This window comes from Zhongshania aquatica (assembly GCF_027257955.1).
Classification (GTDB): Bacteria; Pseudomonadota; Gammaproteobacteria; order Pseudomonadales; family Spongiibacteraceae; genus Spongiibacter; species Spongiibacter aquatica.
In genome coordinates, this window is record NZ_JANZNQ010000017.1 from 48,068 (window position 1) to 62,152 (window position 14,085).

General features: G+C 48.9%; 14 protein-coding genes. 2 read left to right on the top strand and 12 right to left on the bottom strand.

Annotation, left to right across the window (positions count from 1 at the left end; genetic code table 11):
- Window positions 1-38: 38 nt before the first annotated feature.
- The 8 genes from O9X78_RS15660 to O9X78_RS15695 all read right to left on the bottom strand — a co-directional run bounded on the left by O9X78_RS15660 (window position 39) and on the right by O9X78_RS15695 (window position 7,759).
- Entirely contained in the window at window positions 39-743 is a 705-nt protein-coding gene (locus tag O9X78_RS15660) for an SDR family NAD(P)-dependent oxidoreductase (protein ID WP_269620670.1), read from the bottom strand.
- A 142-nt stretch (window positions 744-885) separates the two neighbouring features.
- A complete protein-coding gene (locus tag O9X78_RS15665; protein ID WP_269620671.1) occupies window positions 886-1,383 on the bottom strand; it encodes a 6-pyruvoyl trahydropterin synthase family protein in 498 nt (165 codons plus the stop codon).
- 102 nt (window positions 1,384-1,485) lie between these two features.
- The gene (locus O9X78_RS15670) at window positions 1,486-2,094 is read right to left on the bottom strand and encodes a shikimate kinase (protein ID WP_269620672.1); all 609 of its coding nucleotides are present in this window, start codon (window positions 2,092-2,094) and stop codon (window positions 1,486-1,488) included.
- A 108-nt stretch (window positions 2,095-2,202) separates the two neighbouring features.
- Window positions 2,203-3,087 (bottom strand): 3-hydroxyisobutyrate dehydrogenase, encoded by an 885-nt coding sequence (gene mmsB / locus O9X78_RS15675; RefSeq protein WP_269620673.1) that lies wholly within the window; start codon window positions 3,085-3,087, stop codon window positions 2,203-2,205.
- Window positions 3,088-3,202: 115 nt separating this feature from the next.
- Window positions 3,203-4,324, bottom strand: a complete 1,122-nt coding sequence (locus O9X78_RS15680) for an enoyl-CoA hydratase/isomerase family protein (protein ID WP_269620674.1) — start codon at window positions 4,322-4,324, stop codon at window positions 3,203-3,205.
- Window positions 4,324-5,115: an enoyl-CoA hydratase gene (locus O9X78_RS15685; protein ID WP_269620675.1), complete on the bottom strand. Its 792-nt coding sequence runs from the start codon at window positions 5,113-5,115 to the stop codon at window positions 4,324-4,326. The genes O9X78_RS15680 and O9X78_RS15685 overlap by 1 nt, the downstream gene beginning before the upstream one ends.
- On the bottom strand, window positions 5,112-6,272 hold the full coding sequence (locus O9X78_RS15690; protein WP_269620676.1) for an acyl-CoA dehydrogenase family protein: 1,161 nt from the start codon (window positions 6,270-6,272) through the stop codon (window positions 5,112-5,114). Before O9X78_RS15690 ends, O9X78_RS15685 begins: the two co-directional genes overlap by 4 nt.
- Before the next feature lie 68 nt (window positions 6,273-6,340).
- Window positions 6,341-7,759 (bottom strand): aldehyde dehydrogenase family protein, encoded by a 1,419-nt coding sequence (locus O9X78_RS15695; protein ID WP_269620677.1) that lies wholly within the window; start codon window positions 7,757-7,759, stop codon window positions 6,341-6,343.
- Between the two features lie 204 nt (window positions 7,760-7,963).
- Between O9X78_RS15695 and O9X78_RS15700 the strand changes: the two genes are divergently transcribed.
- Both O9X78_RS15700 and O9X78_RS15705 read left to right on the top strand, forming a co-directional pair.
- Window positions 7,964-8,836, top strand: a complete 873-nt coding sequence (locus tag O9X78_RS15700) for an AraC family transcriptional regulator (RefSeq protein WP_269620678.1) — start codon at window positions 7,964-7,966, stop codon at window positions 8,834-8,836.
- Window positions 8,837-9,276: 440 nt separating this feature from the next.
- Complete coding sequence (locus tag O9X78_RS15705; protein WP_269620679.1) at window positions 9,277-9,867, top strand: hypothetical protein; 591 nt, start codon at window positions 9,277-9,279, stop codon at window positions 9,865-9,867.
- Window positions 9,868-10,110: 243 nt separating this feature from the next.
- Here O9X78_RS15705 and O9X78_RS15710 read toward each other — a convergent pair whose 3' ends face one another.
- The 4 genes from O9X78_RS15710 to dmpG all read right to left on the bottom strand — a co-directional run bounded on the left by O9X78_RS15710 (window position 10,111) and on the right by dmpG (window position 14,073).
- Window positions 10,111-10,833, bottom strand: a complete 723-nt coding sequence (locus tag O9X78_RS15710; protein WP_269620680.1) for a YebC/PmpR family DNA-binding transcriptional regulator — start codon at window positions 10,831-10,833, stop codon at window positions 10,111-10,113.
- A gap of 104 nt (window positions 10,834-10,937) precedes the next feature.
- Entirely contained in the window at window positions 10,938-11,693 is a 756-nt protein-coding gene (locus O9X78_RS15715; RefSeq protein WP_269620681.1) for an SDR family NAD(P)-dependent oxidoreductase, read from the bottom strand.
- 41 nt (window positions 11,694-11,734) lie between these two features.
- Complete coding sequence (locus O9X78_RS15720; protein ID WP_269620682.1) at window positions 11,735-12,916, bottom strand: helix-turn-helix transcriptional regulator; 1,182 nt, start codon at window positions 12,914-12,916, stop codon at window positions 11,735-11,737.
- Window positions 12,917-13,044: 128 nt separating this feature from the next.
- Entirely contained in the window at window positions 13,045-14,073 is a 1,029-nt protein-coding gene (gene dmpG / locus O9X78_RS15725) for a 4-hydroxy-2-oxovalerate aldolase (RefSeq protein ID WP_269620683.1), read from the bottom strand.
- Window positions 14,074-14,085 lie beyond the last annotated feature (12 nt).

Below are 14,085 nucleotides of genomic sequence, written 5' to 3' on the forward strand. Positions count from 1 at the left end.
AGGCGTAAATTGGTTGTAACCGAAAGCGTCAACGCTTATCAGTGCTCTATTTGACCTAAGTTGGCGTGAAGCACACTGCCATTGATCACAGGGTTTCGCGCGCAAAACAAAATCGTCTCTACTATCTCAACAGGATCGATTAATCGCCCAAAACTCACCATGCCGGTAATCGCTGCCATCACCGAGGGATCGTCGCCGATATTGCCGCGCAACATAGCGGTATCCGTAAAACCCGGGCAGACACACGCGGTATGAATACCACGGCCCACCAAATCTTGGGTAGTCGCACGCATCAAGCCAATAACACCGTGCTTGCTCGCAATGTACGACGCACAGCCCGCGACGGCCTTTTCACTTAGCGTAGACCCCATATACAAAATTGCCGAGCCCGCCTTCATAAACGGTATTAACAGCGCATTCAATTGCTGTGGCGCCACAAGATTGACCTGCAGTACATTGGCGAAGTTATCCGCTGACAAATTCTTTACCGTATCACCGTCATGACGAGCCGCATTATGAAGCAACACCACCTCATCAGCGCCTGCGGCAATCTCTTCTAATTGGACGATGCAATTATCCAGCCAATCCCGGTTTTGCATATCAGCACTTATGTGCACGGCCCCCGCCAACTCTAATGGTCGACGCGACAAATTTACAACTCGGTACCCTTCACTTAGAAAGCGTTTTGCCGTCGCAAAGCCAATTCCTTGGCTGCCGCCACTCACTATCAACACCTTATTCATTCAAATGACTCTTTATTACAATTAATGTCGCCAAATTTGCTGAAGATCACTCCAACTATTCCGACAGCAATGAATTACACAACGTTGACCGCCAGAAAAGTGGTTTTTCGGCGAGCAACTCACATTTAGCAGTACAGTGCCGCTAATCCCGAGTCCAGCTAGCTGAACCCCACTGCCCAGGCCCGGAGGACACCTTCATAACTAACTCCCGAATTTCATTCCCTTCTATAAAGGGTGCATCGGTTAACAACAGCTCCAACAAATAACGGGCAAATTCCTCTACCGTGGTATTACGTACCGGTAATACGAGGGTATCTGACTTTAAAAAGGGAATTTCTTCGCCGTTAAACTCAGCAACATAAACATTTCCACGCTCCACTATCCGCATATAAGGCGAGTCAGCAGGCAGCAGGGTATACTCATCTAGAGTTGCACAAAGCTTACGTAAGCGGCTCTTAATTTCGACATAACTGAAGCACATGCCGTTATCACCCACATCAGCAGTGAGTAAGAGACTGACTTTAAAGTTGTGGCCGTGTAAACGCTCACGATCGGTGGCAGAAAAAATGGTGAAGTGAGCACCAGAAAATTTCAGGTCTTCTTTGCAAATTTCTATACTGGTGTAGGCTTTGACAGGCATTACACTCGCGTTCCTTATTTTTTTGCGACTCGTTATTGAGTATCAGCTCGCCTCTGGCAAGCGCAGATTTTGACACTATAGCTTACCTCAGTGCCGAAAAGCTTACACCCCCGCTGGGTAGTCGGCCAAAGCGGAAACCACCGCGGCCAAAAGCTGAGCTTCATCCAACTGGCTGCCATCAACTCTAATATCTGCATATCGAAGATACAGCGGTCGACGCTCTGTATAAACACCACTCAAATCCTGCCCCGGAGGCCCCGCAATACCGCGCTGAGCAAAGTTCTTCACCCGTTCAACTATCTCTGTCAGGGGAATATCGATAAAGACACTAGGACCATATTTTCGCAGCGAGTTCATCGCAGCCTCGCTGTAAACCGCGCTCCCGCCCGTGGCCACAACTTTATTAGAAAAGTCACTCGTCTGCAGCACGTCGGCTTCAATCGCCCGCAAGCGCAGATAACCATACCTGTCTAACAACGCTTGCAGAGTCTGCCCCTCACGCTCCTCGATTAAGCGATCGGTATCCACAAACTCTACGCCACGCTGCAATGCCAGAGTACGCCCTATTGTCGACTTCCCCGCACCGGGCATACCGATGAGTACTACGCTAAACGACATGACTTTAGACATAGATAGCAATAACGCCTCTGACTTACCAAACCAAGGGTCACAGTGCCATAAAAACACCACAACAAAAATACTGAATGACATACAAAAAAAGACGGTACCCACCGAAGCAGGCACCGTCAAAAGAATGACAGGAAGAGAAATAAATCTAGTGTGGCTGCGAGGGCTCGATGCGCTCGCAGCCACTAAGGGTTAAGACTGGAACATTTCTAAAATTGAAGAGAAGTCGCGCTGCGCATTCCCTTTAGAAGAGAACGAGGCGTATAGGCTACGCGCCAAGGCACCCATTGGCACCGAGCTTTGCGTCACCAAACTATTCTCCATCGCCAAGCCAAGGTCTTTAAGCATCAACTGAACCATAAAACCCGGTTGATAATCATTTGATGCAGGGGCTGTTGGCATAACATCTGGGTAGGGATTATAGTTTTCCAGCGACCAGTTTTTGCCTGAACTATTCAACATAATCTCTGACAGTACTTTAGGATCTAGGCCGTTATTCGCACCTAACTGCAGAGCTTCTGCAGTACCAACCATATGCACCGCTAACAACATATTATTGCAAATCTTAGCAATCTGTCCTGCGCCGTGGTCGCCGGCATGGAAGATATTCTTACCCATGCCTTCCAAAACCAATTTACCCCGAGCGAAACCCTCAGCACTGCCGCCGCACATAAATGCCAGGGTACCGGCTTGCGCTGCTTTCACGCCACCAGAAACCGGTGCATCAATCATTTGCAGTCCGCGCGCTGCGGCAGCCTCACCGACACGACGTGCAGTGTCTGCATCAATCGTACTGCAATCCATAAACAAGGTACCGTCTGCAGCCTTAGCCACCAAACCTTCTTCACCAAGATACAAGCCAGCCACATGTTTACCCGCAGGCAGCATGGTAATAACCGTATCGGCTCCAGCCAAGGCCTCAAGCGCCGTCGCGGCCTTTGATGCGCCCTGCGCCACCACGGCATCCATAGCGGCCGTTACCAAATCAAACACTGTCACTTGGTGACCGGCTTTGACCAAATTGGCGGCCATTGGCCCACCCATATTACCCAAACCGATAAACGCTACCTTAGCCATAATACCCACCTGTTTGTTAAACCTAAGATGCTCAAATGAACACCCTTTATTATTTAAAAAATGAGACAGCCAAAACCGCCTCAAAACCTTCTACAGACAATGACCACGCAAGATTTTAGAGATCACCCAGTGGATTCACTGCCCACGGTGCAGTGAAATGCTGATCAATCAGATCTTGTGGCACATCAGCCGGTGACGCATGTTGCCAAGCTGGATTCTTGTCTTTATCAATTAACAAGGCTCGAACTCCCTCAGCAAATTCTGGCCGACGAATAATCGCAGTAGATAGCAATACCTCAGCTTGAAATGCCGCTTTTAAACTTATGCCCCTGCAACGGCGAATCTGCTCAGCAATTAAGCGTGCGCTTAAAGGCGAACCCGACGCCAAAGTCGCAGCCGCTTTTTGTATCCAAGGGTTGTCAGATTGCGCAGCAATAATAGTGTTAATGACCGTAAGGTCGTCATCCGCTGAACACAGCTCTGCAATTTCAGAGGCAGCCGCTTCAACATTGCCGGCGGGCAGTGCCGTCTTGGAACGAGCAGTAAACGTCGCCATTAAATCAAAGACACGCTCTTGGTTTTCCGCCACGCCCGTTGACCAAACTGTTTCCGTTAGTGCATTGAGCACCTCACCCGCGTATTCATGTTCAACAAAGCCTTCAGCCAGCCCCAAATACAAGGCATCAGCCGCATTAAACGATGCACCCGTTAAGGCCAAGAACAATCCCGTGTGACCAGGCATTCGGTTCAAAAAGTAGCTGCCGCCAACATCCGGGTATAAACCAATGGTGACCTCCGGCATAGCCAGACGAGTCTTTTCGGTGACAACGCGATAGCTACCCGCTGCAAACACACCCATACCACCACCCATAACAATACCGTGCCCCCATACAATGACCGGTTTGTCGAATTGGTGCAGCAAATAGTCAACGCGATACTCCTGCTCAAAAAACGCTTCTGCGTACTCACAGGGACCGCCGGGCTGCTCAACAGATGACCTATATAAAGCCTGAACATCACCACCAGCACACAAAGCCTTTTGACCTGAGCCGTGAATAAAGACACAGGCAATGTCACTGCGCTCGCGCCATTCGCGAAGCTTAACCAACATCAACTGGACCATGTTCAAGGTCAGTGAGTTCAGCGTTTTTTCTACATTCAGTGTAATAACACCGACCGAGGGCCCGCTGGCAGAACGTCGCTCTTCAAATAAAACTTCTTCTATATGACCAGTCATTACGCGTTCTTCCACTCTGGGCTGCGTTTTTCAAGGAAGGCATTCACACCCTCTTTTTGATCCAATGTGTCGAACAACTGAATAAAGCGCTCCCGCTCTAACAGTAAGCCCTGTGGCATTACCGCTTCGCGTGGCTTGTGGATCAGCTCTTTACAGAAGGTCACAGACACAGGGCTTTGTTGGGCAACCTGCGCCGCCAACGCCAATGCAGCTTCTTTAGACTTGCCAGACTCAACCACTTCCTCTACCAAACCCAAGCTCAATGCCTTGTCAGCTTTAATACGCTCGCCACACAAGATAATACGCTTAGCCCAACCCGGGCCAACCAGGGCGGTTAAGCGCTGAGTACCACCGGCACAGGGTAGCAAGCCCACCTTCGCCTCTGGCAAAGCCAATTGGGCATGGGATTCTGCAATACGGATATCGCAGGCCAAAGCGCACTCCAAACCGCCACCCATAGCAAAGCCATTCACAGCCGCAATCGACACGCCGCGGAAGTCTGCCAAGGCCTCAAAGGCCTGACCGAATTTCAAACCAATATCCTGAGCGACAGCTTTGTCGCCACTGGCGAACATTTTTAAATCTGCACCTGCTGAGAAAAATTTCTCACCGGCACCAGTAATAACCAAGCTGTAGATATTTTTGTCGGCGTTTAAATTAGCGATTAACTCGCGCATGCCACTTAATGACTCTGAGTCCCACGTATTCGCACCAGGGTTGTCAATAGTGATCAATGCTGTGTGTTCAATGATTTCTACTTTTAGTTTTTCCGTGGGACTGTAGTTGCTCACTTAATCACCTCCAAGGCGCCTTCTATTAATAAACGTCGGCCAATAATGACCCGCATAATTTCATTTGTACCTTCCAGAATCTGATGCACGCGGCTGTCGCGAACATGACGTTCCAGAGGGTATTCTTTAATGTATCCATAACCACCGTGCAGTTGCAGGGCGTCATTACAAATTGTAAAACAGACATCGGTGACAAAGCGTTTCGCCATGGCGCAGTAGGTACTAGCTTCAGGATCGCCGCTATCAAGCTTAAACGCGGCCAAACGCACCATTTGCCGCGCCGCTACCAAATCAGTAGTCATGTCGGCTAGCTTAAACTGAGTGTTCTGAAAATCAGCAATCGCCTGCCCAAATTGCTTACGCTCTTTAACGTACTCAATGGTTGTTTCCAGCGCAGCTTGGGCGGTACCGATAGAGCAGGTGGCAATATTGATGCGTCCGCCATCTAAGCCCTTCATGGCAATTTTGAAACCTTCACCTTCTTTACCGAGTATATTTGCTGCGGGAACCACCACGTCTTCAAAGGTCACGGTGCGTGTTGGCTGGCTATTCCAGCCCATTTTTTCTTCTTTCTTTCCGTAGCTTACACCTGGCGCATCGGCGGGAATGGCAAAGGCGCTAATACCCTTGGGGCCATCAGTACCAGTGCGAAGCATAACCACTAGTAAGTCTGTGGAACCGGCGCCGGAGATAAACATTTTGCTACCGTTAACGATGTAATTATCGCCATTTGCACGCGCAGTACTGCGTAAATTACCTGCATCGGAACCAGCACTGGGCTCGGTTAAGCAATAGGAGGCCAACTTTTCGCCCATGACCAAATCACCACACCACTCCTCGATCAGAGCAGGCTTACCGTAGGTGCCCACCATGCTGGTGGCCATATTGTGAATGGTCAAAAACGCAGCTGTTGACGTGCAGCCTCTAGCCAGTTCTTCAACAATGACACTGGTATCGAGACGACTCATGCCTAAGCCGCCGGCATCTTCGGGGGTGTACATTCCCATAAAGCCAAGCTCACCCGCTTGCTTGAGTGCGTCTTTAGGGAAAATATGCTCTGCATCCCACTGAGCCGCATTTGGCTTGAACACACCGTCGGCAAATGACCGCGCACTTTCGGCGAACGCTTTTTGATCGTCGGAAAGGTTAAAGTCCATATTGTTCTCTTTTATTTAGACTGATAAATAACAAAACGCCGCAATAAAGCGGCGTTATACGCGATTGATTACTTAAACTTGTCCATTACTTTGCCGAACAGCTCTTCATCAGTTGGAATCACTTTGGTGACAGCCAATGGCTTAGATACCCAAGTTTCGTTAATCAGATCGCGCCATGTGATGTTGTTATTGGTGCTATTACCACCCCAAGAGCCACAGCCCAAAGAGAAGGTTTGACGCATGCCATTCCACAAGTTACCGCTGTTAGACGGCGCTTGTGGTTGGTTAACCATAACCCGTGAGGTTTTAGTCGCGTAGGCAAACTTCATGATGTTCTCATCGCTATAGGAGTAAATACCACATGAATGACCTTGACCTTGGTAGGCTTGGATCGCATTGGTCATCGCAATAGCGCCATCAATATCTTTCACGGTGTAGAACGCCATCACAACTGACATTTTCTCGCCAGAGAAAGGGTGCTCTGGACCCGCGCCGGTTTCAGGAACGATAAAGAAGGTTTTGCCCTCAGGCAAATCAATACCCGCCATTTCTGCTAACACGGTCGCTGGCTGAGCAACGATGCGCGCCGCAATGTGGCCGTCTTCCCAAATAATGCCCTGCAATTTCGCCTTTTCTTCTGCATTACAAATGTAACCGCCCTGCGCTTGAAGCTTCTCAAGCAGCGCTTCAACATTTGATTCAAAGGCGATTACCGCGTTATCAGAAGAGCACGATGCGGCTAAATCTAAGGTTTTAGAGATGCGAATTTTTTCAGCCGCTTCGTCTAGATCCGCGGTGTCATCGACAGTAATAACCGCATTACCCGCGCCCACACCAAGTGCAGGAGTACCACTTGAATAGGCAGACTTAACCATTGGCGCGCCGCCAGTAGCTAAAATACGATCACACTGCTTCATTAATTCTGCGGTACCTTCCATAGACGGGCTGTCCATAGAAATAACCAAGTCTTCTGGCGCGCCACAGGCTTTAAGAGCTTCGCGCATCAAATCGCAGATCATTTTATTGGTAAGTTTTGAGCGTGGGTGGGGTGCAACGATAATTGAATTACGTCCTTTCACCGCCGAGATAGCCTTAATCACTGGCGTCGCTTCTGGGTTGGTACATGGCGTTAAAGCGCCTATAACACCAACCGGCTTAGCAATTTTAACAATATTGCGCTCTTTGTCTTCTTCCAGAATACCCACAGATTTGTCATTAATAATGTCGAACAAGGCCGCGCGGGTTTTCTTAAATATCTTGAGGAACTTGCCGTCGTAGTTACCGAGTTGGGTTTCTTCTACAGTAAACTTCGCAATCTTCTCAGCCACATCTTGCCGCGCAACCGACCACACCATGGCAGTAATAAGCTCATCAACCTGTTCTTGGGTATAGTTTGCAATTTGCGCCTGTGCCTTACGCGAACGCTCAACAAGAGACTGAACAAACTTGGCTTCTTCAGAAGTAGCTGCGGCGGTTTCAACGGCCATGGTGTTTCTCCGGGTTATTTTTGTGGCTAACAATAGCGCACGCGGTCAATCCCGTATGCGCGCAAAGAGGGCACTATATAAACACATCCCCGCCAGACGTAGGATTGACTATATTGCCGACTTGATGGACTATATTGCGCATGTAACGAAGTTTATTAACCCATCTCACACATACTATAAAGCTATATTTAACAAAGGCTTACGATGGCAATCACCTCCGACTGGCCGCTTCCACCATTAGGAATACGCTTTCTCACACCGCAATTTATACAAACCCAGCTAGCCGGTCACCCTTTAACCGAGGGCCTATTCCCGGTTGCCATGGGCTACTACCCCGCCGCATTCGGCCATCGAATGCATCGCCAACAAGAAAACAGCTACTTACTTATCTACTGCATCGACGGTAAAGGCACATTAATGTGCGATGACAAACGCTACCGAATTCGCAGCGGCGATATTATTCTGCTGCCACCCAATCACCCCCATGCATATAAAGCTGATACAAAAGACCCTTGGACAATTTATTGGCTTCATTTTAATGGCCGTCTCGCCGACCATTTCTATCAACATATCCAGCTGAGTACGCCGTCGTTTAATATCGGTGTACAACCACGCGTCGTAAGAATATTTGATGGTCTATCTGAATTAAGGCGAAGTGGCTACCAGCTGGCAGAGTTCATTCAGGGCGGGCACCAACTCCAAGCTCTACTAAGCTATATCGCCCTTCTGGTGCGTCAGGAACGACCGCAAAGCGGAAAAGCACTGAACTGGGAAAGGCTGCGCGCAACAATGCAGGAGCATGTACACGGCCAACTTAACTTGGACGAGTTAGCAGCCAGTGCAAAACTCTCAAAATACCACTTCTCCAAAAAATTTAAGGCGCACACTGGTCAATCGCCCATACAGTATTTTATTAACATGAAAATCCAACGGGCCTGCTACCTACTCGACAGTACCGGGCAATCCGTAAAACAAGTTGCCGCGTCGGTGGGTTATGATGATGCGTATTATTTTTCTCGCCTGTTTAAGAAAACTATCGGCGTGGCGCCGAATGAATATCGAACACATCGCCGCTAAGCCAAGCTCCCAATGCTGGTACATTGCCAAACACCTCAACAAATTTATCTAAAGCATAATCCAACAATTCTAGTACCCAAAGATCACGAATTCGGCATAGATCAAAATTCATCTAATACCATTTCAACAAACCCACCCCAAAACTAAATTACAAAAAATAAAAAATGTGACACATGAATTCACGCCAACCTATATCTGTGTAATAGCGCTTATTTTTAAGCGTATAAGTATATTTACCAATACAATTTTTAAAAATTATATTTCATTAAACGAGACCAAACTCACAAAAATAACAATCAATCATAGGCGCACATTGAGGAAAAAAATTACTTCCGACAGAATGAGCTCATTCGGAAAAAATGAGACCAGCGCTCACCGATGAAGATCTTAATCAGTATGACGCTAAATATGATCAGTCTTATCAAACACAAGGATTTATTATGAATAAGAAAATGAAAGCACTACTTGGCGGTTTGGCAATAGCTAGTTCAGCAATGACAGCGCAGGCGCAAATACCTGTTGTAGGCGGCTTATTAAGCGGCTTGCCTGTCGTAGGCGGCATAGTGGGTGGCGACTTACTTGGCGGCGATTTACTTGGAGGCCTACCCGTCGTCGGCGGTCTAGCTGGCGGAGATCTACTTGGCAGCTTACCTGTTGTAGGTAGTCTAGCAGGCGGTGACTTACTCGGTGGATTACCCGTTGTTGGTGGTTTGGCAGACGGCGGCTTACCCGTGCTTGGCAGTTTAACTGGGGGTGGCTTACCCATTATCGGTAGCCTGAGCGGTGGTGGACTACCCATAATCGGCGGCCTAACCAGCGGCGGATTACCTGTCATCGGTGGTCTCACCGGTGGTGGCTTGCCGATTGTTGGCACCCTTCCCGTTATTGGTGGCTTATTAGACGGAGACCTACTTGGCGGCGGTTTGCCAGTTGTTGACGGCCTTCTCGGTGGCGGCATCCCTCTTGTTGGCGGATTACCCGTTGTTGGTGGCGTGGTAAGTGGCTTGCCGATTGTTGGCGACATTCTATAAACCACATATCCAAAACTATCTCATCAAAGCCGAGCACGACGCTCGGCTTTTTGCTTTTTGCCTATGGGCATACAAAAATTAAAACAGCAAGAAGTGAAAACAATGGCCGATATGCAGCCCGTATACGCGTCCCGAAAAATCAGCGGCAAGCGCTTAAAATAGCAGCTATTGAGTAGAAGCAAGCCCAGCTAAAACACTGAGGCGATCCTATAGCTCGGCGAAGGCCGAGCTATAGGAACACAATTACGACTCTGGCAATTCCGCGTTATGGTAAACGTTCTGCACATCATCTAAATCGTTGAGCATATCCATGAATTTTTCAAACATGGGTAAATCATCACCGCCAACGGGAGACGTGTTTTGCGCTAAAAACTGAATTTCATCCACATCAAAGTCGGTAACCCCCATTTCCATCAATGCCTGCTTGGCTTTGAAATAGTCGGTGTTCGGTGCAAATACCGAGATTTTTCCACCTTCGTTTTCAATATCGCTGACATCAACATCCGCTTCCATCAAAGCCTCTAATACTGCCTCTTCATCGTCACCACTAAATACAAAAATGGCCGAATGATCGAACATATGACTGACACTACCTTGGGTACCGATTTTGCTTTTGGTTTTGGTAAAGCATAAACGCACATCGCCAAAGGTACGGTTGGGATTATCGGTAAGACATTCGATAATAACCATGCAGTTACCGGGGCCATAACCTTCATAACGGGCTAGCGAGAAATCTTCGCCTGCGCCGCCCTTGGCTTTCTCAATGGCTTTTTCGATAACGTGGGTCGGCACTTGATCTTTCTTGGCACGCTCTATCATGCCACGTAGTGCCAAATTTCCGGCGGGATCAAATCCCCCGGCTTTAGCACACACGTATATTTCGCGTCCGTATTTACTGTAAACCTTGGCCTTGGCATCTGAGGTTTTGGCCATGGAATCTTTGCGGTTTTGGTAGGCTCTGCCCATTGCGCTGCTCCGCTTAAAATAACAAAGACACGGATTTTACAGTCAGGTATTCAGATAGGGAAACTTTTCGTTATATTTCTACGCTCAGCGTAAAAAAAAACCATCTATCGTAAAAATGCCTGGCCACCGTCTACCGGTAATGTATGACCGGTGATATAGGCGGCATCAGGGCCACACAGAAAAACGACAACGCGGCCAACATCTTCTTCACAATCCCCTACTCTGCCGAGGGGAACCGTGCTCAAAAACTCTTCTACATCATCCCCTCCGCGCTCAACCCAGCCGCTCATCGCCGGTGACATCGCCAAGGGCATAATGCAATTCACACGGATATTATCTTCGCCCCATTCACAAGCCGCAGCGCGACTTAAGGCTCGCGTCGCCTCCTTAGCCGCTGCATAGGCACCAAAGCCAGCAGAGTTCGAGCGCATTGCGGCGGAACTGGCAACATTCACCACACTGCCATCACCGCGTAAAAAGGGGTAGCAGGCTTTCATAAACCGCAACGTAGCCAGCGGGCCAGAGTCCATGCCGTCTAGGTATTCATCTTCATTTATTTCGAGAAGGTTGCCGAGCGGCACAATCTGGGCGTTATTTACTAGAATATCGACGCCACCAAACTCATCAACAATTTCAAGTATGGCCGCATCTATATCTTCGGCCTCGGTGACGTCGCACACAAAGGCCTGCGCTTCGCCGCCGCGCCGATGAATTTCTGCACAGGTGGCTTCTAAGGTGGCTAAGGTTCGCCCAAGTACCGCAACAATGGCGCCCTCTGCAGCCAAAGCAAATGCAATCCCTGCCCCAACCCCTTGCCCACCGCCTGTTACCACCGCAATTTTATTTTGCAGAATAGCCATCACACACTCTCCTAGCGACGAATGTGACAAGCTAACAGCGTTTAATCCGCTAGCTGTGCCACGCTTTTCAGAATTAACCGTACCAGCAATGTTTGTCTGCTGACCCCGGTTTTTGAAAAAATCGACCGCAGATGCGTACGTGCGGTGTTGCGGCTCATACCTAATGCCGCGGAAGCCTCGTCTAGGCTTAAGCCGTCTGCCAATAACAAGGAAAGCTGCGCCTCAGTTGGCGTAAAGCCAAAGAGCTGAATTATCACAGCTACCGGTGCCTCAGCACCGTATTCTGGATCACTAATGAAAATCGCCACTGTTGGTACTGATTTTCCTTCTGACCACTCGGTGACTGGCACCGGCCGAGCAATAACGCCCAAATCAGAAAAATCACCGTCACGGGGCACTCTCATCGCTTCTACTACGGTTGGTTCATCACCCGCGCGATGCTCCAATATTCTATTAATTAAACGTTGTAATTTTTTGGTGGTCGCCTGATCACCCAACAATAACTGGCCGTCTTCCACTCGAACATCTGGCTCGCGAATAATTAAATGTTCTGCCATGCGGTTACAGCTTAGCACGCGGCCATTCTCATCAAGAATGATAGTCGCCAATGACAAACTTTCCACTGCACCGGCATACAAAGCACGCTCAGATTCAACTTTATTCAATCTGACATGGAAACGCAGCGCACGCTCCAAATGAGGCACCAGGGTATAAATTAGATCTCGATCGGCCTTATCAAAACTCGGGGAGTTTTCGCCACGAGCAACCCTCAAACCCGCGTTCATTTCTCCCGGCACGAGAATATCAACGCCCAGAGAGTCATATAGACCGGCAGGCTTCATACACAATTTGTAAAGCTCGCTGTCTAGCCAATCGTCGCCCGGTACCATTTCCATGAGGCTTTTTACTTCGCCAGGCCGCAGAGATTGAAAGGGGTCCATCGCAAATAAACGCTCTTGATAGCGCGCAATGCCTTCCAGATTGCCGCCAACCACCCGTAATACGCCGCGTCCCTTCTCTGAGGGCTGGTTTAATACAAGGGTAACCGATACCGCGTTCATCATTTTGCAAAGCACGGTCAAGAAATCTTGCCATGGCTCCTCTTCTAAAGGGCCCTGGTAAATTGTAGCAATTAAGTCATCAAAAGCGGGGTCAATAAGCATAATCAGTGGTTTACAGACCTTATTATTTAGTAAGGCGGCCAGTATAACCGAGAAAAGCACGTAGAAAAGACCTTCGATTGAAGGCCTCAAAATAGTATTGATTCGGACTAAGCCAAATTGGCTATTATAGACTTCCTGAAGGGCAGCTCCGCGAGTATCTAACTTAGCAGCCGCCCTTCAGAAATTCGCTAAATTAAACCCCGCGCCTTGGCCATATCTAAGGCGAGATCTTCGATCATATCTTCCTGCCCACCCACCGTGCGACGGCGACCCAGCTCAACGAGTATATCCCGCGACGACACACCGTATTTAGCCGCTGCGCGCTTAGCAAACAATAGGAACGACGAATATACGCCCGCGTAGCCCAAGGTCAGAGAATCGCGATCGATACGAATAGGGTTGTCCATAATGGGCGTCACCAAGTCCTCGGCGACATCCATAATCTTATATAGGTCGATGCCGTGATTGACCTCCATTCGGTCCATTACCGCAACGAGAACTTCTAAGGGTGTATTACCAGCTCCGGCTCCCAAACCGGCCACCGAACCATCAATACGATTAGCCCCTGCCTCAACCGCCACTAATGAATTCATAACACCCAGACTAAGATTATGGTGAGCGTGGAAACCAAGCTCTGTCTCTGGCTTCAGCTCGCGGCGCAATAGGGCAATGCGCTCCTTAACCTGATCCGGCAACAAGTAGCCTGCTGAGTCGGTGCAATAAATACAGTTGGCGCCGTAAGACTCCATGAGTTTAGCCTGCTCTACGATCTGCTCGGCCTCAATCATATGGGTCATCATTAAAAAGCCAACGGTATCCAGCCCCATTTGTGCCGCCATACCAATATGCTGTTCTGATACATCCGCCTCGGTACAGTGAGTAGCAACACGGATGGTGGTAACACCTAAGTCCGCCGCCATTTTTAGGTGATCAACGGTACCAATGCCGGGTAATAACAAGGCCGAAATCTTGGCGTTTTTAACTACGCCAACAACCGCTTTCAGGTATTCCTCGTCACTGTGAGCAGGAAAGCCATAGTTCACTGACGATCCGCCAAGACCGTCACCGTGGGTTACTTCGATCAGCGGCATTCCCGCCTCGTCTAAACCCTTAGCAATGGCTGTCATTTCTTCTAGGGATATCTGGTGCTGCTTGGCATGCATGCCGTCGCGCAAACACATATCGTGTAGTACTACCTTTTTACCGCGTAAATCCATGTGCGTATCCCC

Bases quoted from the DNA above. Each gene is read 5' to 3' on its own strand.
- O9X78_RS15700 (WP_269620678.1), top strand. From the start codon at position 7,964: ATGGCAATCACCTCCGACTGGCCGCTTCCACCATTAGGAATACGCTTT.
- O9X78_RS15695 (WP_269620677.1), bottom strand. From the start codon at position 7,759: ATGGCCGTTGAAACCGCCGCAGCTACTTCTGAAGAAGCCAAGTTTGTT.
- O9X78_RS15710 (WP_269620680.1), bottom strand. From the start codon at position 10,833: ATGGGCAGAGCCTACCAAAACCGCAAAGATTCCATGGCCAAAACCTCA.
- mmsB (WP_269620673.1), bottom strand. From the start codon at position 3,087: ATGGCTAAGGTAGCGTTTATCGGTTTGGGTAATATGGGTGGGCCAATG.
- O9X78_RS15705 (WP_269620679.1), top strand. From the start codon at position 9,277: ATGAATAAGAAAATGAAAGCACTACTTGGCGGTTTGGCAATAGCTAGT.
- O9X78_RS15680 (WP_269620674.1), bottom strand. From the start codon at position 4,324: ATGACTGGTCATATAGAAGAAGTTTTATTTGAAGAGCGACGTTCTGCC.
- O9X78_RS15665 (WP_269620671.1), bottom strand. From the start codon at position 1,383: ATGCCTGTCAAAGCCTACACCAGTATAGAAATTTGCAAAGAAGACCTG.
- dmpG (WP_269620683.1), bottom strand. From the start codon at position 14,073: ATGGATTTACGCGGTAAAAAGGTAGTACTACACGATATGTGTTTGCGC.
- O9X78_RS15715 (WP_269620681.1), bottom strand. From the start codon at position 11,693: ATGGCTATTCTGCAAAATAAAATTGCGGTGGTAACAGGCGGTGGGCAA.
- O9X78_RS15660 (WP_269620670.1), bottom strand. From the start codon at position 743: ATGAATAAGGTGTTGATAGTGAGTGGCGGCAGCCAAGGAATTGGCTTT.
- O9X78_RS15690 (WP_269620676.1), bottom strand. From the start codon at position 6,272: ATGGACTTTAACCTTTCCGACGATCAAAAAGCGTTCGCCGAAAGTGCG.
- O9X78_RS15670 (WP_269620672.1), bottom strand. From the start codon at position 2,094: ATGTCATTCAGTATTTTTGTTGTGGTGTTTTTATGGCACTGTGACCCT.